Origin of the sequence: Streptomyces glaucescens (genome assembly GCF_002154375.1) — a bacterium.
GTDB lineage: Bacteria > Actinomycetota > Actinomycetes > Streptomycetales > Streptomycetaceae > Streptomyces > Streptomyces glaucescens.
In genome coordinates, this window is sequence record NZ_MUND01000208.1 from 15,384 (window position 1) to 39,197 (window position 23,814).

Annotated in this window: 26 protein-coding genes; 20 read left to right on the forward strand and 6 right to left on the reverse strand. The window is 70.2% G+C overall.

Annotation, left to right across the window (positions count from 1 at the left end; translation table 11 throughout):
• The first annotated feature begins 13 nt into the window (after positions 1 to 13).
• From CCN42_RS15605 to CCN42_RS15670, 14 genes are all read left to right on the forward strand, one after another.
• Positions 14 to 1,507: an AMP-binding protein gene (locus CCN42_RS15605; protein ID WP_245877296.1), complete on the forward strand. Its 1,494-nt coding sequence runs from the start codon at positions 14 to 16 to the stop codon at positions 1,505 to 1,507.
• Entirely contained in the window at positions 1,504 to 2,763 is a 1,260-nt protein-coding gene (locus CCN42_RS15610; RefSeq protein WP_086736279.1) for a type III PLP-dependent enzyme domain-containing protein, read from the forward strand. The genes CCN42_RS15605 and CCN42_RS15610 overlap by 4 nt, the downstream gene beginning before the upstream one ends.
• Positions 2,756 to 3,229, forward strand: a complete 474-nt coding sequence (locus CCN42_RS15615) for a cobalamin B12-binding domain-containing protein (RefSeq protein WP_086736281.1) — start codon at positions 2,756 to 2,758, stop codon at positions 3,227 to 3,229. The genes CCN42_RS15610 and CCN42_RS15615 overlap by 8 nt, the downstream gene beginning before the upstream one ends.
• Complete coding sequence (locus tag CCN42_RS15620; protein ID WP_086736283.1) at positions 3,226 to 4,485, forward strand: methylaspartate mutase; 1,260 nt, start codon at positions 3,226 to 3,228, stop codon at positions 4,483 to 4,485. The genes CCN42_RS15615 and CCN42_RS15620 overlap by 4 nt, the downstream gene beginning before the upstream one ends.
• Before the next feature lie 317 nt (positions 4,486 to 4,802).
• Entirely contained in the window at positions 4,803 to 5,240 is a 438-nt protein-coding gene (locus tag CCN42_RS15625; protein WP_086736285.1) for a Cg1360 family ATP-synthase-associated protein, read from the forward strand.
• 210 nt (positions 5,241 to 5,450) lie between these two features.
• On the forward strand, positions 5,451 to 6,287 hold the full coding sequence (gene atpB / locus CCN42_RS15630) for a F0F1 ATP synthase subunit A (RefSeq protein WP_169731463.1): 837 nt from the start codon (positions 5,451 to 5,453) through the stop codon (positions 6,285 to 6,287).
• Between the two features lie 76 nt (positions 6,288 to 6,363).
• Complete coding sequence (locus CCN42_RS15635) at positions 6,364 to 6,603, forward strand: ATP synthase subunit c family protein (protein ID WP_086736289.1); 240 nt, start codon at positions 6,364 to 6,366, stop codon at positions 6,601 to 6,603.
• Positions 6,604 to 6,647: 44 nt separating this feature from the next.
• Entirely contained in the window at positions 6,648 to 7,196 is a 549-nt protein-coding gene (locus CCN42_RS15640) for a F0F1 ATP synthase subunit B (protein ID WP_086167553.1), read from the forward strand.
• Positions 7,193 to 8,008, forward strand: a complete 816-nt coding sequence (locus tag CCN42_RS15645; RefSeq protein ID WP_086736291.1) for a F0F1 ATP synthase subunit delta — start codon at positions 7,193 to 7,195, stop codon at positions 8,006 to 8,008. Before CCN42_RS15640 ends, CCN42_RS15645 begins: the two co-directional genes overlap by 4 nt.
• A gap of 148 nt (positions 8,009 to 8,156) precedes the next feature.
• Positions 8,157 to 9,746 (forward strand): F0F1 ATP synthase subunit alpha, encoded by a 1,590-nt coding sequence (gene atpA, locus CCN42_RS15650; protein ID WP_086736292.1) that lies wholly within the window; start codon positions 8,157 to 8,159, stop codon positions 9,744 to 9,746.
• A 20-nt stretch (positions 9,747 to 9,766) separates the two neighbouring features.
• A complete protein-coding gene (locus CCN42_RS15655) occupies positions 9,767 to 10,684 on the forward strand; it encodes a F0F1 ATP synthase subunit gamma (RefSeq protein ID WP_086736294.1) in 918 nt (305 codons plus the stop codon).
• The gene (gene atpD, locus CCN42_RS15660; protein WP_086167557.1) at positions 10,684 to 12,120 is read left to right on the forward strand and encodes a F0F1 ATP synthase subunit beta; all 1,437 of its coding nucleotides are present in this window, start codon (positions 10,684 to 10,686) and stop codon (positions 12,118 to 12,120) included. Before CCN42_RS15655 ends, atpD begins: the two co-directional genes overlap by 1 nt.
• A gap of 116 nt (positions 12,121 to 12,236) precedes the next feature.
• Complete coding sequence (locus CCN42_RS15665; protein WP_043504149.1) at positions 12,237 to 12,611, forward strand: F0F1 ATP synthase subunit epsilon; 375 nt, start codon at positions 12,237 to 12,239, stop codon at positions 12,609 to 12,611.
• Between the two features lie 162 nt (positions 12,612 to 12,773).
• Positions 12,774 to 13,220 (forward strand): DUF2550 domain-containing protein, encoded by a 447-nt coding sequence (locus CCN42_RS15670; RefSeq protein WP_086167558.1) that lies wholly within the window; start codon positions 12,774 to 12,776, stop codon positions 13,218 to 13,220.
• Between the two features lie 17 nt (positions 13,221 to 13,237).
• On the opposite strand, the gene CCN42_RS15675 is transcribed toward CCN42_RS15670, so the two are convergent.
• The 3 genes from CCN42_RS15675 to CCN42_RS15685 all read right to left on the reverse strand — a co-directional run bounded on the left by CCN42_RS15675 (position 13,238) and on the right by CCN42_RS15685 (position 17,043).
• Positions 13,238 to 15,079, reverse strand: coding sequence for a glycoside hydrolase family 18 chitinase (locus CCN42_RS15675; protein WP_086736296.1), 1,842 nt, complete (start codon positions 15,077 to 15,079; stop codon positions 13,238 to 13,240).
• A gap of 135 nt (positions 15,080 to 15,214) precedes the next feature.
• Complete coding sequence (locus tag CCN42_RS15680) at positions 15,215 to 15,856, reverse strand: response regulator (protein ID WP_086736298.1); 642 nt, start codon at positions 15,854 to 15,856, stop codon at positions 15,215 to 15,217.
• The gene (locus CCN42_RS15685; protein WP_086736300.1) at positions 15,853 to 17,043 is read right to left on the reverse strand and encodes a sensor histidine kinase; all 1,191 of its coding nucleotides are present in this window, start codon (positions 17,041 to 17,043) and stop codon (positions 15,853 to 15,855) included. Before CCN42_RS15685 ends, CCN42_RS15680 begins: the two co-directional genes overlap by 4 nt.
• A 152-nt stretch (positions 17,044 to 17,195) precedes the next feature.
• On the opposite strand from CCN42_RS15685, the gene CCN42_RS15690 reads away from it, so the two are divergent.
• Positions 17,196 to 17,795, forward strand: a complete 600-nt coding sequence (locus tag CCN42_RS15690) for a hypothetical protein (protein WP_086736302.1) — start codon at positions 17,196 to 17,198, stop codon at positions 17,793 to 17,795.
• Positions 17,792 to 18,004: a DUF5708 family protein gene (locus CCN42_RS15695; RefSeq protein ID WP_086736304.1), complete on the forward strand. Its 213-nt coding sequence runs from the start codon at positions 17,792 to 17,794 to the stop codon at positions 18,002 to 18,004. Before CCN42_RS15690 ends, CCN42_RS15695 begins: the two co-directional genes overlap by 4 nt.
• Here CCN42_RS15695 and CCN42_RS15700 read toward each other — a convergent pair.
• From CCN42_RS15700 to CCN42_RS15710, 3 genes are read right to left on the reverse strand one after another with little or no spacing between them, the layout of a single operon-like run.
• On the reverse strand, positions 18,001 to 18,573 hold the full coding sequence (locus CCN42_RS15700) for a cob(I)yrinic acid a,c-diamide adenosyltransferase (RefSeq protein WP_086736306.1): 573 nt from the start codon (positions 18,571 to 18,573) through the stop codon (positions 18,001 to 18,003). The genes CCN42_RS15695 and CCN42_RS15700 overlap by 4 nt on opposite strands.
• Before the next feature lie 20 nt (positions 18,574 to 18,593).
• Entirely contained in the window at positions 18,594 to 19,343 is a 750-nt protein-coding gene (locus CCN42_RS15705; protein WP_086736308.1) for an ABC transporter permease, read from the reverse strand.
• A 19-nt stretch (positions 19,344 to 19,362) separates the two neighbouring features.
• Positions 19,363 to 20,145: an ABC transporter ATP-binding protein gene (locus CCN42_RS15710; RefSeq protein WP_086736320.1), complete on the reverse strand. Its 783-nt coding sequence runs from the start codon at positions 20,143 to 20,145 to the stop codon at positions 19,363 to 19,365.
• Positions 20,146 to 20,227: 82 nt separating this feature from the next.
• Between CCN42_RS15710 and CCN42_RS15715 the strand changes: the two genes are divergently transcribed.
• From CCN42_RS15715 to CCN42_RS15730, 4 genes are all read left to right on the forward strand, one after another.
• Positions 20,228 to 20,869: a TetR/AcrR family transcriptional regulator gene (locus CCN42_RS15715; protein WP_086736310.1), complete on the forward strand. Its 642-nt coding sequence runs from the start codon at positions 20,228 to 20,230 to the stop codon at positions 20,867 to 20,869.
• Between the two features lie 126 nt (positions 20,870 to 20,995).
• Positions 20,996 to 21,844, forward strand: a complete 849-nt coding sequence (locus CCN42_RS15720; protein ID WP_086167568.1) for a 3-hydroxyacyl-CoA dehydrogenase family protein — start codon at positions 20,996 to 20,998, stop codon at positions 21,842 to 21,844.
• Positions 21,845 to 22,026: 182 nt separating this feature from the next.
• Positions 22,027 to 22,350, forward strand: a complete 324-nt coding sequence (locus CCN42_RS15725; protein ID WP_043504169.1) for an STAS domain-containing protein — start codon at positions 22,027 to 22,029, stop codon at positions 22,348 to 22,350.
• A gap of 250 nt (positions 22,351 to 22,600) precedes the next feature.
• A partial coding sequence (locus CCN42_RS15730; protein ID WP_143661920.1) for an ATP-binding protein occupies positions 22,601 to 23,814 on the forward strand: 1,214 nt, incomplete at its 3' end.

The window sequence follows — 23,814 nt, forward strand, 5'->3', positions numbered from 1 at the left end:
GGGGGAAACACGCTTGAACGGTCAGACCATCCACTCCCTGCTCGACGCCGCGGTCCAGGAGACGCCCGACGCCCCGGCGATCCGGGATGCCGCCGGCCGCTGGACCTACCGCGAGCTGGACGCCGCCGCCCGGGCCTTCGCCCGCTGGCTTCGCCGCCAGGGCATCGGCCGCGGCGACCGCGTCGTCGTCCAGCTGCCGACCAGCCGGGAACTGGCCGCGATGTTCTACGGCACCTCCCGCGTCGGTGCCGTCTTCGTCCCGCTCAACCCGGCGATGAAGGAGTTCCACCTGCGCTCCGTCGTCGGCAACGCGGAACCCAAGCTGGTCCTCACCGACGCCGCGGGCGCCCCGGTGCTGCGCCGCGTCAGCACCGCGCCGGTGCACGACATCGCCGACGTCGAGCCGGACCTGGTGCCGGCCGGCGAGGACCCCGGCGAGGCGGAGGCGGTCGCCCCCGACGATCTGGCCGTGCTGATCTACACCTCCGGCAGCACCGCTGCCCCCAAGGCGGTCATGTGCCCCCACGCCCAGGTGACCTTCGCCTGCCGCGCCCTGACCGAGGTGCTCGGCTACCGCCCGGACGACGTCGTCTTCTGCCGCTTCCCCATGTCCTGGGACTACGGCCTGTGCAAGGTCCTGATGACCTGCGTCGCCCGCTGCGAGATCGTCCTCGCCGACGGCGAGTCCGACCTCCTGCTGCTCCGGCGCATGCGGGAGACCGGCGTGACGGTCGTACCGATCGTGCCGTCCCTCGCCACGATGATCGTCCGCCTGGCCGGCCGGGACGCCGGGCCCGTGCCGCCCGTGCGCATGTTCACCAACACCGGCGCCGCGCTGCCCCAGAGCACCATCGACGCCCTGCGCACCCGTTTCCCCGGCGCCCGCGTCGTCCGGCAGTACGGCCAGACCGAGGCCAAACGCATCACGGTCATGCCGCCCGAGGCCGACCGGGAACGTCCCGACTCCGTCGGCCTGCCGCTGCCCGGCACCCGCGTGCTGATCCTGGACGACGACGGCAGTCCCCTGCCCGCCGGCGAGGTGGGGGAGATCGTCGCCACCGGCCCCCATGTGATGGCCGGCTACTGGCGCAACCCCGAGGACACCGCCCGCTCCTTCCGCCGGGACCCGCGCACCGGGGAGCCCTTGCTGCACACCGGCGACTACGGCTGGCTGGACGACGACGGCTACCTCTACTTCCAGGGCCGCCGCGACGACATGTTCAAGCACAAGGGCTTCCGCATGAGCACCCTGGAGATCGAGAGCGCGGCCATGGACATCCCGGGCGTGCGGGCCGCCGCCGCGCTGCCGCCCACCGACGGACACGGGCTCGCCCTGTTCGTGGAGAGCGACCTCGACGCCCACCAGGTCATCACCGAACTCACCCGGCGCCTCGAACTGCCCAAGGTGCCCACCGTCTGCCGGGTCCTGAAGGAGTTCCCGCTCACCCTGCACGGCAAGAACGCCCGCCGCGAGCTCGCGGCCCTGCTGGAGGGAAACGGCGCATGACCGACCGCACCCGCCTGCGCGCACTGGCCGACGCGTACGGCACCCCCCTGTACGTCTACGACCTCGACCGCCTCGACGCCGCCCGGCGCGATCTGTTCGGCTGGCTGCCCGACGAGTTCGACGTCTTCTACGCCCTCAAGGCCAACCCGCACACCGATCTCGTCCAGGCCCTGCGCGAGGGCGACGGCCCCGGCTGCCGCGCCGAGATCAGCTCCACCGGAGAACTCGCCGCGGCCCTTCAGGCTGGCCACGACCCCGCGGACATCCTCTACACCGGGCCCGGCAAGACCGCCGGCGAACTGCGTGAGGCAATCGGACAGGGCGTCCGGCTCTTCTCCGCCGAATCGCTCACCGACCTGGAACGCATCGGTGAGGCCGCGCTGGCCCACGACACGGTCGCCGACTGCCTGCTGCGCGTCAACGACGAGACCGCCCGGGCGGCCACCGGCGTCCGGATGACCGGCCGCCCCACCCAGTTCGGCTTCGACAGCGAGACCATCGCCGGCCTCGCCCCCCGGCTGCGCGCGGTGCCGGGTACCTCACTGGCCGGTCTGCACCTGTTCACCCAGAGCAACGCCTCCGACGAGGCAGCGCTGATCGCCGAGTTCCGGCACACCATCGACACCGCCGCCCGCGTCGAGCGGGAACTCGGCGTGCCCCTGCGCCTGCTCGACATCGGCGGCGGCTTCGCGTCGCCGTACGGCCAGCACGGCGAGCGCACGGCCTACCCCGCCCTGCGCGCCGCGCTCGAAACCGCCCTCGACACGCACTTCCCGCGCTGGCGGCAAGGCGCCCCCCGGCTCGCCGTCGAGTCGGGCCGCTACCTGGTGGGCGATTGCGGAACCCTGCTGGCGTCCGTCGGCAACGTCAAGACCGGCCGCGGCCGGACCTTCGTCGTCCTCGACGCCGGCATCAACACCTTCGGCGGACTGTCCGGCCTCGGCCGCATCCTTCCGGTGTCCGTCCGCATCGACTCCGACGCCGACGCCGGGCAGACGCAGCGGGTGACCCTCGCCGGGCCACTGTGCACCCCCGGCGACACCCTCGGCCGGGACGTCGAGGTCCCCGTCGGCCTCGGCCCCGGCGACCTCGTCGCCATCCCGAACACCGGAGCCTACGGCCCCACCGCCAGCCTCTTGATGTTCCTGGGCAGGCCCGCCCCGGCCGAGGCCGTGGTGCGCGCCGACGACGTGGTCTCCGTCTCCCGTATCGAACACGTACGGACCTACCGAAAGGTGGAACGGGAACATGACTGATGTGCGCACGACGGCCCGGCAGACCGTCGTGGTGACCTCGATGGCCTCCGACTCCCACACCTGGAACCTGGTGTTCCTCCAGCTGCTCCTGGAGGAACTCGGCTACGACGTCGTCAACCTCGGCCCCTGTGTCCCCGACGACCTGCTGGTCTCCCGCTGCGCCGCCGCGCGCCCGGCGTTCGTCGTCGTCAGCAGCGTAAACGGCCACGGGCACCAGGACGGGCTGCGCCTCATCGGGACGTTCCGCTCCCACCCCGACCTGGCCACCATCCCTGTGGTCATCGGCGGCAAGCTCGGTGTCGCCGGCCAGGACTCGGCCCGCGCGTGGGAGCTGCGGTCGGCCGGCTTCGACGAGGTCTTCGAGGAGGACACGGACCCGGCCACCGCCCTGGCGGCCTTCGCCGCCTCGCTTCCCCGGGCTGTGGCGCCGGACCGGCGCCCGGCCACGCTGCCCGCCGCCCGATGAGCGATCCGCAGCAGACCGCCGGTTTCGGCGCGTACGTCAGGGCCGAGGCCGAGGCCGGCCGGCTCGTCGTCCAGCCGCGGATGGGATTCGGCGATCCGGCGACCATGCGCGCCGGGCTCGCGGCCACCCGGGCCGCAGCCGCCCGCACGGTCGGCACGATCACCGTCGACGCCCACACCCGGGTGGGTCACCTGGCGGCCGTCGAGAGCGCGCTGCGTGACGGGGTCGCACTCAACGGCTACCCCCTGGTCACTCACCCTGTGGCGACGACCGCCGAGGTGCTGGCCGGCATCCACGGCCCGGACTTCCCGGTTCAGGTGCGCCATGGTTCGGCAGACCCCCTCGGCATCTTCCGCGCCATGCTCGCCGTGGGCCTGGGCGCCACCGAGGGCGGGCCGGTCTCCTACTGCCTGCCCTACGGCCGTACGCCGCTTGTGGAGTCCGTCGACAACTGGGCGCGCGGCTGCGAGCTGCTCACCCGGCTCCGCGACCAGGGGCTGGAGCCGCACTTGGAGACCTTCGGCGGCTGCATGCTGGGGCAGCTGTGCCCACCCGGCCAGCTCGTGGCCATCAGCGTGCTGGAGGCTCTCTTCTTCGCCCAGCACGGCATCCGCAGCATCTCCGTCAGCTACGCCCAGCAGACCCACCCGGGGCAGGATCGCGAGGCGCTCGCGGCGCTGCGGCGGCTGTGCCGTGAGCTGCTGCCGGTGTCGGACTGGCACATCGTCGTCTACGCGTACATGGGCCTGTACCCGCAGACGCACGACGGTGCCTACCGCCTGCTGGGACAGGCGGCCGAACTCGCCGTCGACGGCGGCGCGCAGCGGCTGATCGTCAAGACGGCCGCGGAGTCGCAGCGCATCCCCAGCATCGAGGTGAACGTCCGCGCTCTGGAATACGCGGCCTGGGCGGCCCGGCGGCCGCAGCTGCCGCCGGCCGGGGCCACCGCCGATCCGGAGGTGTATGAAGAGGCCTCGGCTCTGGTGGGCGCCGTTCTGGATCTTGACCCGGACGTGGGTCGCGCCCTGCTGCTGGCGTTCCGAAAGGGCTACCTCGACATCCCCTACTGTCTGCACCCCGACAACCGGGGCCGGACCCGCAGCTACATCGATGCTGACGGACGTCTGCGCTGGGAGTCCACCGGCGGGCTGCCGCTCACCGCCCTGCCACGGCCCCGCCGTCGGCGCTTCGGCTCGGCGGACCTCCTCGCGGACCTCTCTTACGTGCGTCGGAAGTTCGACGGTAGTGAACGTTAGTTCGAAATAGCGCTGAGGTAAGAATTTGACTAGAACGTTGCTGGATCATGGCGATGGGGGTGCGGCCTAAGTGTCGCAATACCGGACAAGTCCCTCATCGTCACGCTCTGACGAGCAAATTCAGCCTCATGTGTGACGCTGGGTGCGCCCTCGAGTAAAGACTGCATCAAATAGTTTGTGATACCGTTCACGAGAACCCCCGGGTAGAGCCGAAGGGCCGTGATGCGGCGGTCCGGCGGCGTGAGTTTCTGTCTCAGTCCGGGACTACGCTCGTCCATGACGACACCCCTGCCCCCTTTGAAAGCGGAGTTGCCGCCATGCCGTCCAACGATGTCCGAATCCTGGCTCAGGCCGCTGTGCCCACAGCTGCCGTCGGCGCCGTAGCCGCCGTCGCCAGCGGCGTGGTGGCCGGCGGCAAGGGAGCCATCGGGTCCATCGTGGCCGCGCTGGTGACGATCCTCTTCATGGGCATCGGCCTGCTGGTCCTCCAGCGCACTGCCAAATCGCTTCCGCACCTGTTCCAGGCGATGGGCCTGATGCTCTACGCGGCTCAGATCCTGCTGCTGTTCGTCTTCCTTGCGGCCTTCAAGAACACGTCGCTGTTCCACCCGCGGGCTTTCGCGTTCACGCTCATCGCGACCACCCTGGTGTGGGTCGGCTCGCAGACGGTGGCGCACATGAAGTCCAAGATCCTTTATGTCGAACCGGACTCCGCCCAGGGCAGCAAGCCCGAGAAGACGGGCCCTTCATCGTGAGGGGTAGGGCCGGGATAAGGACGCGTTCGACAAGCTGCTATCGTCCGGTGCCAACTGCGGCACTGCGGGCGCGGGCATCCGAGCTGACGCCTGTTCCATCGCGAGGCTCGACGCCGAACCGCCGCCCTCACACCAGAAACACCAGTCCAGTGCCGAACCGCGGCCGCGTGCCGCGCCGACACAACGAGGTTGCCGTACCTATGCGCCACGCTGAAGGAGCCCGCGGTGAGTGCTGACCCGACGCAGGTGCTCGCCTTCGAGACCGACTGCCACATCTTCGACGGCTGTGGCTTCCCGGCTCCCGGCCTGCACTCGTTCCTGTTCGAACCCCTGTGGGGCGATGCGGACAGCAATCTGTACTTCAACAAGACGATGCTGCTGGCGCTGCTCGGCTCCGTCATCGTGGTCGGCTTCCTCTGGGCCGCCTTCAGCAAGCCGAAGGTCGTCCCGGGCAAGCTGCAGATGGTCGCCGAGGCGGGGTACGACTTCATCCGGCGCGGCATCGTCTACGAGACCCTCGGCAAGAAAGAGGGCGAGAAGTACGTCCCGCTGATGGTCTCGCTGTTCTTCTTCGTCTGGATGATGAACCTCTGGTCCATCATTCCGGTGGCCCAGTTCCCGGTGACGTCGATCATCGCGTACCCCGCGGTCCTGGCGGCGATCGTGTACGTCACGTGGATGACCATCACCTTCAAGCGGCACGGCTTCGTCGGGGGATTCAAGAACCTGACCGGCTACGACAAGTCGCTCGGCGCGGTGCTGCCTCTGGTCATGCTCATCGAGTTCTTCTCGAACGTGTTCGTCCGGCCCTTCACGCACGCGGTCCGACTCTTCGCGAACATGTTCGCGGGCCACACGCTGCTGCTCCTCTTCACCATCGCCAGCTGGTACCTGTTGAACGGCATCGGCATCGCCTACGCCGGCGTCTCGTTCGTGATGGTGATCCTGATGACGGCCTTCGAACTCTTCATCCAGGCCCTCCAGGCGTACGTGTTCGTGCTCCTGGCATGCACCTTCATTCAGGGCGCGCTCGCCGAGCACCACTGATCGCCCCGCATATCACCACCCCGTAGTCGTCCGGTGGCCGACCGCCACCGGTCCGTAAAGAGAAGGAAGAACTGGCATGTCCCAGACCCTCGCTGCTGTCACCGGTGACCTCAAGGCTCTCGGATCCATCGGTTACGGCCTTGCCGCCATCGGCCCCGGCGTCGGCGTCGGCATCATCTTCGGTAACGGCACCCAGGCCCTCGCCCGTCAGCCCGAGGCGGCCGGTCTGATCCGCGCCAACCAGATCCTGGGCTTCGTCTTCTGTGAGGCGCTCGCCCTGATCGGTCTGGTTATGCCGTTCGTCTACGGCTCCTGATCACCTCAGGCTGACGACCAGCAATCCAGACGAAAGGCAACGACATGAGCCAGCTGCTCATCCTGGCGGCTGAGGGGGAGGCCGAGAACCCCCTCATCCCGCCGATCCCTGAGCTCGTCATTGGCCTGCTCGCCTTCGTCATCGTCTTCGGCTTCCTCGCCAAGAAGCTCCTTCCGAACATCAACAAGGTTCTGGAAGAGCGCCGCGAGGCCATCGAGGGCGGTATCGAGAAGGCCGAGGCCGCCCAGACCGAGGCCCAGAGCGTCCTCGAGCAGTACAAGGCCCAGCTCGCCGAGGCCCGGCACGAGGCCGCGCGGCTGCGCCAGGAGGCGCAGGAGCAGGGCGCCGCGCTCATCGCCGAGATGCGCGCGGAAGGCCAGCGGCAGCGCGAGGAGATCGTCGCCGCGGGTCACGCGCAGATCGAGGCCGACCGCAAGGCCGCCTCGTCCGCGCTGCGCCAGGACGTCGGCAAGCTCGCCACCGACCTGGCCGGCAAGCTCGTCGGCGAGTCCCTCGAGGACCACGCCCGGCAGAGCCGTGTGATCGACCGCTTCCTCGACGAGCTCGAGGAGAAGGCCGAGGCCGGCCGATGAACGGAGCGAGCCGCGGGGCCCTGGCAGCCGCACGTGAGCGTCTCGACGCGCTGACGGACAACACGTCCGTCGACGCGGCCAGGCTCGCCGACGAGCTGGCCGCCGTCACCGCGCTGCTCGACCGCGAGGTGTCGCTGCGTCGGGTCCTGACCGACCCGGCGCAGGCCGGTGAGGCCAAGGCCGAGCTGGTCCAGCGGCTGATCGGCGGCCAGGTCGGCGGGGAGACCACTGACCTGCTGGCCGGCCTGGTGCGCTCCCGCTGGTCGCAGTCGCGCGACCTGGTGGACGCGCTGGAGGAGCTGGCGAACACCGCCGAGCTCACCGCCGCGCAGAGGGCGGGCACGCTCGACGACGTCGAGGACGAGCTGTTCCGGTTCGGCCGGATCGTCTCCGGCAACACCGAGCTGCGCGCCGCGCTGACCGACCGCAAGGCCGGTGCCCCCGCCAAGGGCGAGCTGCTGCGCAGCCTGCTCGGCGGCCGGACCGCCGCGACCACCGAGCGTCTGGTGACGCGCCTTGTGACCGCGCCGCGGGGACGTAGCCTGGAAGCGGGACTGGAGTCCCTGTCCAAGCTCGCCGCCGACCGCCGGAACCGCATGGTCGCCGTCGTCACCTCGGCGGTCCCGCTGAGCGACCCGCAGAAGCAGCGCCTGGGCGCGGCTCTCGCGAAGCTCTACGGCCGTCAGATGCACCTCAACCTGGACGTGGACCCCGAGGTCCTCGGCGGGATCCGGGTGCAGGTCGGCGACGAGGTCATCAACGGCTCCATCGCGGACCGTATCGGCGACGCCGAGCGCCGCCTGGCCGGCTGACGGCGACGCGGCGGCAGCGACCGCCGCGGCAACTGAACACGCAGTACGTACTTACGGCCCTGGTTGGGCCGTGCAGAGGATTCCTGGGGGTCGCCCCCAGACCCCCAAAGTGAAACTTCGGGCCCAACAAGGAGAGCAGGGAACCCAGATGGCGGAGCTCACGATCCGGCCGGAGGAGATCCGGGACGCGCTGGAGAACTTCGTCCAGTCGTACAAGCCGGACGCGGCCTCGCGCGAGGAGGTCGGTACGGTCACCCTTGCCGGCGACGGCATCGCGAAGGTCGAGGGTCTTCCCTCGGCCATGGCCAACGAACTGCTGAAGTTCGAGGACGGCACCCTCGGCCTCGCGCTCAACCTGGAAGAGCGCGAGATCGGCGCCATCGTCCTCGGTGAGTTCAGCGGCATCGAGGAGGGTCAGCCGGTCACGCGCACCGGCGAGGTCCTCTCCGTCGCGGTGGGCGAGGGCTACCTCGGCCGCGTCGTCGACCCGCTCGGCAACCCGATCGACGGCCTCGGCGAGATCGAGACGTCCGGCCGCCGCGCCCTCGAGCTGCAGGCCCCCACGGTCATGCAGCGCAAGTCGGTGCACGAGCCGATGGAGACCGGCTACAAGGCCGTCGACGCGATGACCCCGATCGGCCGTGGTCAGCGTCAGCTGATCATCGGCGACCGCCAGACCGGCAAGACCGCCCTGGCCGTCGACACGATCATCAACCAGCGCGACAACTGGCGCACCGGCGACCCGAAGAAGCAGGTCCGCTGCATCTACGTCGCCATCGGCCAGAAGGGCTCCACCATCGCCGGCGTGCGCCGCGCGCTGGAGGAGAACGGTGCGCTGGAGTACACGACCATCGTCGCCGCCCCGGCGTCCGACCCGGCCGGCTTCAAGTACCTCGCCCCCTACACCGGTTCGGCCATCGGCCAGCAGTGGATGTACGAGGGCAAGCACGTCCTGATCATCTTCGACGACCTGTCGAAGCAGGCCGACGCCTACCGCGCCGTGTCGCTGCTGCTGCGCCGTCCGCCGGGCCGCGAGGCCTACCCGGGTGACGTCTTCTACCTGCACTCCCGCCTGCTGGAGCGCTGCGCGAAGCTCTCCGACGACATGGGTGCCGGCTCGATGACCGGTCTGCCGATCGTCGAGACGAAGGCCAACGACGTGTCGGCGTTCATCCCGACCAACGTCATCTCCATCACCGACGGCCAGTGCTTCCTGGAGTCGGACCTGTTCAACGCCGGTCAGCGCCCCGCGCTGAACGTCGGTATCTCCGTCTCCCGAGTCGGTGGTTCCGCGCAGCACAAGGCGATGAAGCAGGTCTCCGGCCGTCTGCGTGTGGACCTGGCCCAGTTCCGTGAGCTGGAGGCGTTCGCCGCCTTCGGTTCCGACCTGGACGCCGCGTCGAAGGCGCAGCTGGAGCGCGGTCAGCGCATGGTCGAGCTGCTGAAGCAGGACCAGTACCAGCCGATGTCCACCGAGGACCAGGTCGTCTCCGTGTGGGCCGGTACCACCGGCAAGATGGACGACGTGCCGGTCGCGGACATCCGCCGCTTCGAGAAGGAGCTGCTGGAGTACCTGCACCGCAAGGAGCAGGGCCTCATGACCTCCATCCGGGAGGGCGGCAAGATGTCGGACGACACCCTGCAGGCCGTCGCCGACGCCATCACCGCCTTCAAGAAGCAGTTCGAGACCTCGGACGGCAAGCTGCTCGGCGAGGACGCCCCGTCCGCCGCCAAGTGACGTAGGAAGGGACCTGACTCATGGGAGCCCAGCTCCGGGTCTACAAGCGTCGCATCCGATCCGTCACCGCGACCAAGAAGATCACGAAGGCGATGGAGATGATCGCCGCCTCGCGCGTCGTCAAGGCGCAGCGCAAGGTGGCGGCCTCCACGCCGTACGCGGAAGAACTGACCCGCGCGGTCACCGCGGTCGGCACCGGTTCCAACACCAAGCACCCGCTGACCACGGCCGCCGAGACGGTCACCCGGTCCGCGGTGCTGCTGCTGACCAGCGACCGCGGTCTTGCCGGTGCCTTCAACTCCAACGCCATCAAGGCGGCGGAGCAGCTGACCGAGCGCCTGGAGCGCGAGGGCAGGCAGGTCGAGACGTACATCGTCGGCCGGCGCGGTGTGGCCCACTACAACTTCCGTGAGCGCACGATCGCGGAGTCGTGGACCGGGTTCACCGACGAGCCGTCGTACGCGGACGCCAAGAAGGTCGCGGCCCCGCTGATCGAGGCCATCCAGAAGGACACGGCGGAGGGCGGCGTGGACGAGCTCCACATCGTCTACACCGAGTTCGTCTCGATGATGACGCAGACGGCGATCGACAAGCGCATGCTGCCGCTCAGCCTCGACGAGGTCGCGCAGGAGTCGTCCGCCAAGGACGAGATCCTGCCGCTGTACGACTTCGAGCCGTCGGCCGAGGACGTCCTCGACGCGCTGCTGCCGCGGTACGTCGAGAGCCGGATCTACAACGCGCTGCTCCAGTCGGCCGCCTCGAAGCACGCCGCCACGCGGCGCGCGATGAAGTCGGCAACCGACAACGCGGGCGAGCTGATCAACACGCTCTCCCGTCTTGCCAACGCGGCCCGCCAGGCCGAAATCACCCAGGAAATCAGCGAGATCGTCGGTGGCGCGAGCGCCCTGGCCGACGCGACCGCGGGGAGTGACAAGTAATGACCACCACTGCTCAGACGGCCACGGCGACGGGCCGCGTCGCGCGGGTCATCGGCCCGGTCGTCGACGTGGAGTTCCCCGTCGACGCGATGCCGGAGATCTACAACGCCCTGCACGTCGAGGTGGCCGACCCGGCCAACGCCGGCGAGAAGAAGACGCTGACCCTGGAGGTCGCCCAGCACCTGGGTGACGGCCTGGTCCGCGCGATCTCGATGCAGCCCACCGACGGTCTGGTCCGCCAGGCCCCGGTCGTCGACACCGGCGACGGCATCACCGTCCCGGTCGGCGACTTCACCAAGGGCAAGGTGTTCAACACCCTCGGTGAGGTGCTGAACGTCGACGAGGCCTACGAGGGCGAGCGCTGGTCCATCCACCGCAAGGCCCCGAACTTCGACGAGCTCGAGTCGAAGACCGAGATGTTCGAGACCGGCGTCAAGGTCATCGACCTGCTGACCCCGTACGTCAAGGGCGGCAAGATCGGTCTGTTCGGCGGCGCCGGCGTCGGCAAGACGGTGCTCATCCAGGAGATGATCTACCGCGTCGCCAACAACCACGACGGTGTGTCGGTGTTCGCCGGCGTCGGTGAGCGCACCCGTGAGGGCAACGACCTCATCGACGAGATGAGCGAGTCGGGCGTCATCGACAAGACCGCGCTGGTCTTCGGTCAGATGGACGAGCCCCCGGGCACCCGTCTGCGCGTGGCCCTGGCCGGTCTGACCATGGCGGAGTACTTCCGCGATGTGCAGAAGCAGGACGTGCTGTTCTTCATCGACAACATCTTCCGCTTCACCCAGGCCGGTTCCGAGGTGTCGACCCTGCTCGGCCGTATGCCCTCCGCGGTGGGCTACCAGCCGAACCTGGCCGACGAGATGGGTCTCCTCCAGGAGCGCATCACCTCGACCCGTGGTCACTCGATCACCTCGATGCAGGCGATCTACGTCCCCGCGGACGACCTGACCGACCCGGCCCCGGCCACCACCTTCGCCCACCTCGACGCGACGACGGTTCTGTCCCGTCCGATCTCCGAGAAGGGCATCTACCCGGCCGTGGACCCGCTGGACTCCACGTCCCGGATCCTGGACCCGCGCTACATCTCGCAGGACCACTACAACACCGCCATGCGGGTCAAGAACATCCTGCAGAAGTACAAGGACCTCCAGGACATCATCGCGATCCTCGGCATCGACGAGCTGGGCGAGGAGGACAAGCTCGTCGTCCACCGTGCCCGTCGCGTGGAGCGCTTCCTGTCCCAGAACACCCACGTCGCCAAGCAGTTCACCGGCGTGGACGGTTCGGACGTGTCCCTCGACGAGTCGATCACCGCGTTCAACGCGATCTGCGACGGCGAGTACGACCACTTCCCGGAGCAGGCGTTCTTCATGTGCGGTGGTATCGAGGACCTGAAGAAGAACGCGAAGGAGCTGGGCGTCTCCTGACCCGGGCAGCCGCCTGAGTCATGAGGGGGCGGGCACGTCCCGCCCCCTCATTCACGCCCACTAGACTTGTAACCAACACCCGGCAGTCCCGCCGGGTGGTGACCCGAGGAGCCACCTTGGCTGCTGAGCTGCACGTCGCGCTGGTCGCGGCCGACCGAGAGGTCTGGTCCGGCGAGGCCACCCTGGTCGTCGCGCGCACCACGTCCGGCGACATCGGCGTCATGCCCGGTCACCAGCCGCTGCTCGGTGTGCTGGAGTCGGGCCCGGTGACCATCCGTAAGAGTGATGGCGGAACGGTCGTCGCCGCGGTGCACGGCGGTTTCATCTCGTTCGCGGACAACAAGCTGTCCCTGCTCGCCGAGATCGCCGAGCTGTCGGACGAGATCGACGTCCAGCGCGCCCAGCAGGAGCTGGAGCGCGCGAAGGCGGAGGGCGACGAAGCCGCCCAGCGCCGCGCGGACGTCCGACTCCGTGCGGCGGCGGCGCGCTGACCCCGAGGGTCGCTCCCGGGCCGTCTAGGCTCTGGGGGAGCGCCGAGTAGTGACGTCACTCAGCCGCGGTCGGCACCGGAGCAATCCGGAGCCGGCCGCGGCTGAGGCAGATATAGAGGTTTTTTCCGTTCCGTTACCTAGGAGACGAGGAGGTCGGTGTCGATGGTCCTCGCTCTGACTGTGTGCGGAATCGTCGTCGCCCTCGTGGTGCTGGGGCTGTTCGTCTTCGGTCTGCGGCGACGGCTCATCCAGCGTTCCGGCGGCACCTTCGACTGCTCCCTGCGCTGGGACGCCCCGGAGCAGGGCGACACCAGCGGCAAGGGCTGGGCCTACGGCGTGGCCCGCTACAACGGCGACCGGGTCGAGTGGTTCCGGGTCTTCTCGTACGCTCCGCGCCCGCGCCGGGTGCTGGAGCGCTCGGCGATCGAGGTGGCCGGCCGCCGGCTGCCCGACGGCGAGGAGGAGCTGGCGCTGCTGTCCGACGCGGTGATCCTGGCCTGTCTGCACCGGGGCACGCGGCTCGAGCTCGCCATGAGCGAAGACGCGCTGACCGGTTTCCTCGCGTGGCTTGAGGCAGCCCCGCCCGGTCAGCGCGTCAATGTCGCTTGAGGGTTTCCCCCGAAGGTTTACTTCAGGCCGTTGGCCATGGCGTTCACCAGTTCACCGTTGCTGGTGTCGCCGCTGAACTCCCAGAAGAAGGCACCGCCCAGGCCCTGGTTCTTGGCCCAGCTCATCTTGGTGCCGATGGTCGCCGGGGTGTCGTACGACCACCAGTTGGTGCCACAGTGCGCGTACGCGGTGCCGGCGATGGTGCCGGTCGCCGGGCAGCTGTTCTTCAGGACCTTGTAGTCCTCGATGCCGGCCTCGTAGGTGCCGGCCGCCGGTCCGGTCGCGGTGCCGCCGGGCGCGGACTGGGTGACGCCGGTCCAGCCACGGCCGTAGAAGCCGATGCCGAGCAGCAGCTTGGACGCGGGCACGCCCTTCGCCTTGAACTTGGCGATCGCGTCGGCGGAGGTGAAGCCCTGCTGCGGGATGCCGGGGTACGAGGTCAGCGGCGAGTGCGGAGCGGTGGGACCGTTCTTCGCCCAGGCGCCGAAGAAGTCGTACGTCATCACGTTGTACCAGTCGATGTACTGCGCCGCGGTGCCGTAGTCGGCGGCGTCGATCTTGCCGCCGGCGGAGCCGTCGGCGGTGGTGGCCGCGGTGATCAGGGCGTCCTTGCCGAACTCGGCGCGCATGGCCTTCATCATGCTGCTGAAGGCGTTGGGCGCGCTGGTGGTGTCACAGCTCAGACCGCAGGCGTTCGGGTACTCCCAGTCCAGGTCGATGCCGTCGAAGACGTCGGCCCAGCGCGGGTCCTCGACCAGGTCGTGGCAGGACTTGGCGAACGCGGCCGGGTTCTTCACGGCGTCGGGGAAGCCGCCGGACCAGGTCCAGCCGCCGAAGGACCACAGCACCTTGATGTGCGGGTACTGGGCCTTGAGCTTGCGCAGCTGGTTGAAGTTACCGCGCAGCGGCTGGTCCCAGGTGTCGGCCTTGCCGTCGACGGACTGGTCGGCGGTGTAGGCCTTGTCGTAGTCGGCGTAGGCGTCGCCGATCGTGCACTTGCCGCCCTGGACGTTGCCGAAGGCGTAGTTGATGTGCGTGATCTTGGACGCGGAGCCGGAGGTGACCAGGTTCTTCACGTGGTAGTTGCGTCCGTAGACGCCCCAGTTGGTGAAGTAGCCGAGGTTGACCTTGGCGCCGGGCTGCGGGCCGGGACCGCCGTCGCCGCCGGTGGTGCGGACCGCGACCGAGCCGCTGACCGGGCCGGTCTGGTCGGCGGTGTCACGGGCCTGGACGGTGTACGAGTAGTCGGTGCCGGCGGTGAGGCCGGTGTCCGTCCAGCTCGTGCCGGTGACGGTGGCGACCTTGGTGCCGCCGCGCAGCACGTCGTAGTTCTTGACGCCCTTGTCGTCGGTGGCCGCGCTCCAGGTGAGCTTCACCGAGGTGTCGGTGATGTCCGAGGCGGCCGGGGTGCCGGGGGCGCTCGGCGGGCTGTCACCCGGGACGTTGGGGCCGCCGTCGCAACTGCCGCCGTTCAGCTTGCAGTTGGCCGGTGCGCCGGTGCCGGTGCCGTTGAACCCGAAGGTGACGGAGGCGCCGGGGGCGAGGGTGCCGTTCCAGGCCTTGTTCTTGGCGGTCCAGTGGGTGCCGGCGGAGGTGATGTCGGCGTCCCAGCCGGAGGTGACGGACGTGCCGGAGGGGAAGTCCCACTCGACGGTCCAGGAGTTGATGGTCGTGGTGCCGGTGTTCTTCACCGTCCACTTGCCCTCGAAGCCGCTGCCCCACTCGGAGGCTTTGGTGTAGGTGGCGGTGGCCGAGGTGGCTTCCGCGGCGGCCTGGGCGGGGCCGGCGAGCCCCGTCAGTCCGGCGAGGGGGAGCAGCAGGGTCGCGAACCCTGCCGCGGCTCTGTGTCTGAAGCGCATGCTGCGCCTCCTTTGTGGGGATGTCGGGGTGGGCGCGACTGAGCCTTCACGCCCACGGTGCGGCGAGAATAGAAAGGTCTGGACCATAGGTCAATAGGTCTGGACCACTACCCCTTCGCCGCCTCCGTAACCCCGTCAGATCCCCAACTCCTGCGCGAGTACCGCGGCTTGCACCCGGCTGCGCAGCTCCAGCTTTCCCAGCAACCGGCTGACGTGCGTCTTCACCGTCGCCTCCGCCATGTCGAGCCGCTCCGCGATGGCCGCGTTCGACAGGCCCTCGCCGAGGCACGACAGCACCTCCCGCTCCCGCCGGGTCAGCTGCTCCAGCACCGCCGGGTCCGTCTTCGGCTCCCGCGACGGCCCGGCGGCGAACTCGGCGATCAGCCGCCGGGTCACCGCGGGCGCGATCAGCCCCTCCCCGCGCGCCACCGTCCGCACCGCCGCGAGCAGATCCTTCGCCTCGGTGTTCTTCAGCAGGAACCCGGCCGCACCCGCCCGCAACGCCCCGAACACGTACTCGTCCAGATCGAAGGTGGTCAGCACCAGCACATCCGCCAGCCCCTCCGCCACCACCCGCCGGGTCGCCGACACCCCGTCCAGGCGCGGCATCTGCACGTCCATCAGCACCAGGTCGGGCCGCAGCTCCCGGGCCAGGGCCACCGCCTGCTCGCCGTCCGCCGCCTCGCCGACCACCTCGATGTCGGGTGCGCTGCGCAGGATGAGCACCAGCCCGGCGCGGACGGCGGACTGGTCCTCGGCGACCAGGACACGGATCATGCGGGGTCTCCTTCGACGGTGGGAAGCGTCGCGCGCACGGCCCAGATCTTGCCGTCCGCGGTGTCCTCGGGCCCGGCCTCCAGCGTGCCGTGCAGCAGCGTGGCCCGCTCCCGCATGCCGACCAGTCCGGCCCCCGAGCCGGGAGCGCGGGGTGCGTCCCGCTCACCGTACGGGCTGGTCACCGTGATGCCGAGGGAGCCGTCCCGCTGCGCGAGGGCCACGGTGACCGGGCCGGGGCCGGCGTGCTTGAGGGCGTTGGTCAGGGACTCCTGGACGATGCGGTAGGCGGCCAGCTCCACCGGCGCGGGCAGCGAGCCCTCGTGCTCGGAGCGCAGGGTGACGTCCAGGCCGTTGGCGCGGGCGGTGTCCACCAGGGCGGCAAGACCGTCGAGGGTGGGCGCGGCGGACGGCTCGGTCTCGGCCCCGGCGTCCCGCAGGATGCCGATCAGGCGGCGCATCTCGGCCAGACCCTCGACGCTGTTCTCGCGGATCACCCCGAGGGCCTGCCGGGTGGTGTCCGGGTCGTCCAGGGAGAGCGCGGCCGTGGAGTGGATGGCGATCGCGGAGAGATGGTTGGCGACCATGTCGTGCAGCTCCCGCGCCATCCGGGCCCGCTCGGCGCCGACCGCCTGAACCCGGTCCATCTCGGCCAGCAGCGCCGTCTGTTCGGCGCGCAGCCGGGCCGCCTCGGCGGCGTCGCGGTGGTTGCGCACGATCAGGCCGGTGGAGGCGGGCGCGAACGACACGATGGCGACGCCCGCGCCGATCAGCAGCGCCTCGGGCACCCGCCACGCCGCGTACGAGGCCACAGTGGCGATCACCGACACCAGCCCGGTGATCCAGGGGATGCGGCGGGCCGAGGCCGGGGTGCCGTACAGCACGGCCGCGTACATGACGTCGGTGTACATCACCAGCGTGGCCAGGCTGCCCTGGGTCATGGTGTCCAGCGTCAGCGCGGCGGTGGCGGTCAGCAGGGCGGTGCGCGGGGCGGCCCGGCGCATCAGCTCGCAGCCGGCGATCAGCGCGAGCGGGACCAGGAGCGGCCAGGGGCCCGGGAAGAACACGATCGGCTCGTCCTTCGGCCGGGTCGCCAGGCCCATGCCCCACAGCAGCAGCCCGCCGAGCAGCCCGGCGAGCGCGACGCAGACGTCGAAGCGGTGCGGTCGGGGGAGTCGCGGGACGGCCATGGTCCCATCCAACACGGCACGTGCCGAGCTCGCCTGATGCCCGGGAAGGGTCCGTGACTGCATCTTTCGATGTACCGCGAGTTCGTCACCGGCGACGACGATCGGGGCCGCTTTCGCCGGGAGCCTGGAAGGGTGACCGAAAGGAGCACGTCGTGATCGTCGCATTGATCATCGCCTGCGAGGTGGGCTTCTGGGTGCTGCTGGCGCTCGGCCTCGCCGTCCGCTACCTGCTGAAGTGGCGCCGGACGAGCAACGTGCTGCTGCTGTGCGAGCCGGTCCTGGAGCTGGTGCTGTTCGTGGCGACGGCGGTCGACCTGAAGAACGGCGCCGAGCCGGGCTGGGAGCACGGCGTCGCGGCGCTGTACATCGGCTACACGGTGGCCTTCGGCCACTACACGATCCGCTGGCTGGACGGCCATGCCGCGCACCGCCTGGGCGGTGCCCCGCCCCCGCCGAAGCCCCCGCGCTACGGCCGCGCCCGCGCCCGGCACGAGGCGAAGCTGTGGCTGCGCACGGTGTTCGGCGGCGCGGTCGCGCTGGTCCTGCTCCAGCTGGCGGTCTGGTACGTCGGTGACTCCGGGGACGTCAGCTCGCTGCGCTCGTTCCAGTGGGTGGCGCTGCGGGTGATCGGCATCTACGGCCTGATCGCGCTGTCGTACACCATCTGGCCGCGCAAGGCCCCGGAGGGAGGGGCCGCCGAGGACCGGTCAGCCGCGCCGCCGAAGGGGGAGAAGGAGGAGGCCCGGCGGTGACCAAGGGGTCGAGGAACCTGCCGGAAGGTGCCGTCACCCTCGCCACAGGACTGGTCCTGTGGCTGTTCACCGGCGATGTGGACACACCCGTCGTCACCCTGACGAAGGCCGGCGTGGTGCTGATGTGCGTCGGCGGGGTCCTGCTGGCGACGGGCCTGTACCAGCGGGCGCGCAGCCGGGCCCAGGGTCGTCCGACAGACCCTGGCTAGCGCTCGCCGCCCGGCACCCAGAGCACGTCCCCGACGTCCTTGTTGGCCGTCCGGGCCAGGATGAACAGCAGGTCGGAGAGGCGGTTGAGGTAGGTGGCGGTGAGCGGGTTCATCGTCTCGCCGTGGACCTCCAGCGCCGCCCAGGTGGAGCGCTCGGCCCGGCGGACGACCGTGCAGGCCTGGTGGAGGAGGGCCGCCCCCGGGGTCCCGCCGGGGAGGATGAAGGAGCGCAGCTTCTCCAGCCGCTCGTTGAAGCGGTCGCAGTCCGCCTCCAGCCGGTCGATGTAGAACTGCTCGACCCGCAGCGGCGGGTACTCGGGGTTCTCCACCACCGGCGTCGACAGGTCCGCGCCCACGTCGAACAGGTCGTTCTGCACGCGGGTGAGGACCTCGACGATCTCCTCCTCCAGGTTCCCCAGCGCGATCGCCGTGCCGATCACCGCGTTCGCCTCGTTGGCGTCGGCGTACGCGGAGATCCGCAGATCGGTCTTGGCGACCCGGCTCATGTCGCCGAGGGCGGTGGTGCCCTGGTCGCCGGTCCTGGTGTAGATGCGCGTCAGATTGACCATGCGGCCAGCGTAGTGACCGGCTAGGCCCCGGCGGTACGGAAGACCCGTGTGCCCACCGTCACGGAGAGGGCGGTCATACCGACGGCCACCAGCACGCCGTACAGCATGTGCACGCTCGTGTAGTGCCCGGTGTAGGCGTCGCGCATGGCGTCCACCAGGTAGCGGAACGGCACGAAATGGGAGAGCACGTCCAGCCAGGCCGGTCCGAGGCTCATCGGCAGCATCAGGCCGGACAGCAGCATCGAGGGCATGCTGACGGCGTTGACCAGCGGTCCGAACTCCTGCGGGCTGCGTACCTTCATCGCCAGCGCGTACGACAGCGAGGCGAGCGACACGGTCAGCAGGGCGACGAAGGCGAAGCCGATCAGAATGCCGGCCAGCGGCGCCCGCAGCCCCATGACCAGGGCGGCCAGCACCAGCAGCACGGCCTGGAAGACGAACACGGTGGCGTCCCGCAGCACCCGGCCGAGCAGCAGCGCGAGCCGGCTGACCGGGGTCACCCGCATGCGTTCGACGACGCCCTGGCCGGTCTCGACGATGATCATGAAACCGGCGAACAGCGCTCCGAACAGTCCGAGTTGGAGGAGCAGCCCGGGCACCAGCACCTGCCAGGAGCTGCCCTCCTCGCCGAGCGGCAGGTCGGTCAGCAGCGGGCCGAAGAACAGCAGGTAGAGCAGGGGCATCAGCACGCCGAAGAGCAGCGCGAAGCGGGAGCGCAGAATCTGGCGGGCGTAGCGCCCGTAGATCAGCGCGGTGTCGTGCAACAGCATCAGAGACCTCCTGGGCGGGTCATACGGCGACGGGTGCGGTGTCGGCCGGGGCGGCGCTGCGGCCGGTGATGGCGAGGAAGGTGTCCTGGAGGGTGGCGTCGACCGAGCCGCCGTACTTCAGCTTCAGCGCGGTCGGCGTGCCCTCGGCCGCCACCACGCCCCGGTCGACGATCACCAGGCGGTCGGAGAGGGCGTCGGCCTCGTCGAGGTAGTGGGTGGTCAGGAAGACGGTCGTGCCGTGCTCGTCGCGCAGCCGGCGGACCAGGGCCCAGAGGTCGGCGCGGCTGCCGGGGTCGAGCCCGGTCGTCGGCTCGTCGAGGAAGAGGACCTGCGGGCGGTGGGTGAGTGCCATGGCGATGTCCAGGCGGCGGCGCTGGCCCCCGGAGAGCGCCGCGGTCCTGCGGTCCAGCAGGCCGGTGAGGTCCAGCTCGGCCGCCAGCTCCTCGGCCCGCTGCTGGGCCCGGGCCTTCGTCAGCCGGTACAGCCGCCCCTGGGTGACGAGTTCCTCGCGGACGCCGATCTGCCCGTCCACGCCGCCGGACTGGGCGACGTAGCCGCAGGCCCGGCGGACGCCGGCGGGGTCGCGGACCAGGTCACAGCCCGCGACGGTGGCGGCGCCGCCGGTCGGCTTCAGCAGGGTGGTCAGCATGCGCAGGGTGGTCGTCTTGCCCGCGCCGTTCGGGCCGAGGAAGCCGAGGATCTCGCCCTGCCGGACGGTGAGGTCGATGCCGCGCACGGCCTCCACGGAGCCGTGTTTCGTCTGGAAGGTACGGGCCAGTCCGGCCGTACTGATGATTGCCATGCCCACAGAAAAACAGAGTCGCTGAAATTTTGCAATGACCCCAAGTTTTCAGCGGCACCAGCGAAACGGGTAGGATGCGGGCATGGCCGAGGGACTCAGGGAACGGAAGAAGCGGCAGACCCGGCAGTACATCTCCGATGTCGCCACGGGCTTGTTCATCGAGCGCGGCTTCGACGCCGTCACCGTCGCGGAGATCGCCGAGGCCTCCAACGTCTCCGTCAACACCGTCTACAACTACTTCCCGGCCAAGGAGGACCTGTTCCTCGACCGCTCCCGTGAGGTCGTCGACCGGCTCTCGCGCTGGGTGCGCGGCCGGCGTGAGGGCGAGTCCGCCGCGGAGGCGGTGCTGCGTGAACTGCGCGACGAGGTCGAGGCGGTCTCGCCCCGGATGGGGCTCATGGACGGCTATGCCCGGTTCATGACGGTGATTCATGACTCGCCCGCCCTGCGCTCCCGGCTCTGGGCCATCGGCCAGGAAGTCGTCGACAACCTGGAGGCCACCCTGCGCGAGGAGACCGGCGCCGCACCCGACGACCCCGCGCCCGGCCTGATCGCCGGCCAGGTCAACTGGCTGCACCAGACGGTGATGGCGGACATCGGCCGCCGCATGATGGCCGGCGGCAGACCCGCCGAGGTGTCACGCGAGGTGCTGCTGCTGCTCGACGAGATGGCGGAGCTGTTGAGCGAGAAGGTGCTCAACTACGCCGTACGAGGCGCCGCGTGACCCCTCCCGGTGTGATGTCCGTCATCTGAGACGTGACGCGCGTTACTTACCGGTCACACAGCCCCTCACGAGCGCTAGTGTCCGCCCGAGAGGAACAAGGACAGCGCGTATCAGGGGAGTCGCACAGTGGCACGGAAGCTCGCCGTCATCGGGGCCGGTCTCATGGGATCCGGCATCGCCCAGGTCTCCGCCCAGGCGGGCTGGGACGTCGTTCTGCGCGACGTCACCGACGAGGCGCTGAAGCGCGGCACGGACGGCATCAAGGCGTCGTACGACAAGTTCGTCGCCAAGGGGAAGCTGGACGCGGCCGACGCCGAGGCCGCCCTCGGCCGGATCACCGCCACCACCGACCTGGACGCCGTCGCCGACGCCGACATCGTCGTCGAGGCCGTCTTCGAGAAGCTCGACGTCAAGCACGAGATCTTCCGCGCCCTCGACAAGCTGACGAAGGACGAGGCGGTCCTCGCCTCCAACACCTCCGCCATCCCGATCACCAAGATCGCCGCCGTCGTCGAGCGCCCCGAGCGCGTCGTCGGCACCCACTTCTTCTCGCCGGTCCCGATGATGCAGCTGTGCGAACTGGTGCGCGGCTACAAGACCAGCGACGAGACCCTCGCCACCGCGCGGGAGTTCGCCGAGTCCGTCGGCAAGACCTGCATCGTCGTCAACCGCGACGTGGCCGGCTTCGTCACCACCCGGCTGATCTCGGCGCTCGTCGTCGAGGCCGCCAAGCTGTACGAATCGGGTGTCGCCAGCGCCGAGGACATCGACCTCGCCTGCAAGCTGGGCTTCGGCCACGCCATGGGCCCGCTCGCCACCGCCGACCTGACCGGCGTCGACATCCTGCTGCACGCCACCGGCAACATCTACACCGAGACGCAGGACGAGAAGTTCGCCCCGCCGGAGCTGATGCGCCGGATGGTTGACGCCGGTGACATCGGGCGCAAGAGCGGGCAGGGCTTCTACAAGCACTGAAAAAGCACTCGCCCCAGGAACGTCACACCTCGGGGTGAATTCGGTATCGGTTCGCTTACAAGCAGCAACCGCACCGCTGCCGAAGCAGTCAGACGGTGCAAGCCACCGTCCTCATCCGATCCGACGTTGCACAGCCACCGTCATCGTCATGGAGCACGTCACCGAACGCACGGGGAGCGCATATGCACATCAGGGGCGACCACGCCGAGGTGGTCGTCGGGGGCCGCCTCGACGTCCGCAGCGCGGCGGACGCCCGTGCGGTTCTGCACTCGGCCGTCGACGACGGAGTCGGCGATCTCGTCCTCGACCTGTCCGAACTGGACTCCTGGGACGCCACCGGGCTCGGGGTGATCATGGGTGCCCACCGGCGGGCCGGCCGCTGTGGCCGCCGGCTGGTGCTGCGCGGCGTACCGCCGCAGATGCAGCGCCTGCTGGTGGCCACCCGGCTGCACCGGATCCTGGCGATCGAGGGCGGCATCGGCGTGGAGTCCCTGCCGCGCGTATGACGGCGGGCACCGGGTACCCAGAGCCGGACGTTCCGGCCCCGAATCGCCCGTCGCGCCCAATCCTCACGAGACCATGACGTCTCGGACGGCGCGGTACCCCGGGCTGTCATGGATACTGAGCAACGGTTTAGGGTTCGGTCGCCCGCTGTCCGATCCACCCTCGAGCGGGCCCGGACCAGAAGCGACAGCGCGGTGTGCGACACGGCCGGGAGGGGCCCTACGCACTCGACGCTTTTGGGGGCTTGAACCTATGGACCCGAACAACCGGGGACCCGAGGACCACGGCCATGACGGCGCAGGCCAGGCGCCGCGCCAGCGCCCGCCCAGGGAACCCCTCACGCCGGACTTCGGCCAGCACGCACCGGCACTCGCCCGCACGGTCCAGCTCGTCTCCGGGGAATACCTGCTCACCGTCAACCCCGTCGACGGCAGCGAGATAGAGCTCTGCCCGCCCGTCGAACGGCCCGGCAGGCCGCGGAAGCCGACCGCCGCCGAACGCGCCGGGAGCGACCGCGTGGCCCGCCCGCCGGCGCCGCCCGGGCCCACCCTGCCCGAACTCCCCCTGGTCGGCCGCGAGGAGGAGCGCGAACGCCTCGTCCGGCTGCTCGCCCGCGGACGCTCGGTACGCGTCACCGGCCCCGGCGGCTCCGGCCGCACCCGGCTCCTCGACACCGTCGCCGAGGACTGCGCGGACCTCGCCCCCGACGGTGTGATCCGCCTCAGCGGCTTCCACCGCACCGCCGCCGAACTGCTCCAGGAGCTGTTCCACGCCGTCCACGAGGCACCCCGGCACCGCCCGGAACGGGACGAACTGCTCGAAGCCGTCCGGGAGATCGGCGCGGTCGTCGTCCTCGACGACATCGAGTTCGGCGGCGCCGCCCTCGACGAGCTGCTGGACGCCACCCCCGAGTGCGCCTTCCTGATCAGCGCCACCCCCGACGTGCCCGCGCCCTCCGCCGAGTCCGCCCTGGAGGAGGTCTTCCTCGGCGGCCTCGACCGCGCCGGCGGTCTGGAGCTGCTGCGGCACGCCGTCGGCCGCGCGCTCACCGAGGACGAGGCCGGCTGGGCCGGCGACCTGTGGTTCGAGTCCGAGGGCCTGCCGCTGCGCTTCGTCCAGGCCGGCGCCCTCCTCCGGCAGCGCGACCGGCTCCGGGCCGGCGCGGATGCCTTCGACGAGTTCGGCGTCTTCCAGGAACCACCCGCCGACGAGCCGTTCGACGCGGCCATCGCCGACGAGATACCGCTGCCCTCCCTCGCCGAGGGCGCCGCGCCCGCCGCCCTGCTCGCCTCCCGGCTGAGCGAGTCGGCGCGCGCCACCCTGCGGTTCGCCGTCGCCCTCGGCGGCGAGGTGCCGCACCAGGCCCACCTGCCCGCCCTGGTCGGCGACACCCACGCGGACGCCGCCCTCGGCGAACTGCTGAACTGCGCCCTGGTCAGTCCGGTCGGCGTCCGCGTGGGTGTCGC

Bases quoted from the DNA above. Each gene is read 5' to 3' on its own strand.
- CCN42_RS15655 (WP_086736294.1), top strand. From the start codon at position 9,767: ATGGGAGCCCAGCTCCGGGTCTACAAGCGTCGCATCCGATCCGTCACC.
- CCN42_RS15715 (WP_086736310.1), top strand. From the start codon at position 20,228: ATGGCCGAGGGACTCAGGGAACGGAAGAAGCGGCAGACCCGGCAGTAC.
- CCN42_RS15635 (WP_086736289.1), top strand. From the start codon at position 6,364: ATGTCCCAGACCCTCGCTGCTGTCACCGGTGACCTCAAGGCTCTCGGA.
- CCN42_RS15625 (WP_086736285.1), top strand. From the start codon at position 4,803: ATGCCGTCCAACGATGTCCGAATCCTGGCTCAGGCCGCTGTGCCCACA.
- CCN42_RS15725 (WP_043504169.1), top strand. From the start codon at position 22,027: ATGCACATCAGGGGCGACCACGCCGAGGTGGTCGTCGGGGGCCGCCTC.
- atpD (WP_086167557.1), top strand. From the start codon at position 10,684: ATGACCACCACTGCTCAGACGGCCACGGCGACGGGCCGCGTCGCGCGG.
- CCN42_RS15700 (WP_086736306.1), bottom strand. From the start codon at position 18,573: ATGGTCAATCTGACGCGCATCTACACCAGGACCGGCGACCAGGGCACC.
- CCN42_RS15620 (WP_086736283.1), top strand. From the start codon at position 3,226: ATGAGCGATCCGCAGCAGACCGCCGGTTTCGGCGCGTACGTCAGGGCC.
- CCN42_RS15710 (WP_086736320.1), bottom strand. From the start codon at position 20,145: ATGGCAATCATCAGTACGGCCGGACTGGCCCGTACCTTCCAGACGAAA.
- CCN42_RS15640 (WP_086167553.1), top strand. From the start codon at position 6,648: ATGAGCCAGCTGCTCATCCTGGCGGCTGAGGGGGAGGCCGAGAACCCC.
- CCN42_RS15610 (WP_086736279.1), top strand. From the start codon at position 1,504: ATGACCGACCGCACCCGCCTGCGCGCACTGGCCGACGCGTACGGCACC.
- CCN42_RS15675 (WP_086736296.1), bottom strand. From the start codon at position 15,079: ATGCGCTTCAGACACAGAGCCGCGGCAGGGTTCGCGACCCTGCTGCTC.
- CCN42_RS15670 (WP_086167558.1), top strand. From the start codon at position 12,774: ATGGTCCTCGCTCTGACTGTGTGCGGAATCGTCGTCGCCCTCGTGGTG.
- atpA (WP_086736292.1), top strand. From the start codon at position 8,157: ATGGCGGAGCTCACGATCCGGCCGGAGGAGATCCGGGACGCGCTGGAG.
- CCN42_RS15615 (WP_086736281.1), top strand. From the start codon at position 2,756: ATGACTGATGTGCGCACGACGGCCCGGCAGACCGTCGTGGTGACCTCG.
- CCN42_RS15705 (WP_086736308.1), bottom strand. From the start codon at position 19,343: ATGCTGTTGCACGACACCGCGCTGATCTACGGGCGCTACGCCCGCCAG.
- CCN42_RS15680 (WP_086736298.1), bottom strand. From the start codon at position 15,856: ATGATCCGTGTCCTGGTCGCCGAGGACCAGTCCGCCGTCCGCGCCGGG.
- CCN42_RS15645 (WP_086736291.1), top strand. From the start codon at position 7,193: ATGAACGGAGCGAGCCGCGGGGCCCTGGCAGCCGCACGTGAGCGTCTC.
- CCN42_RS15685 (WP_086736300.1), bottom strand. From the start codon at position 17,043: ATGGCCGTCCCGCGACTCCCCCGACCGCACCGCTTCGACGTCTGCGTC.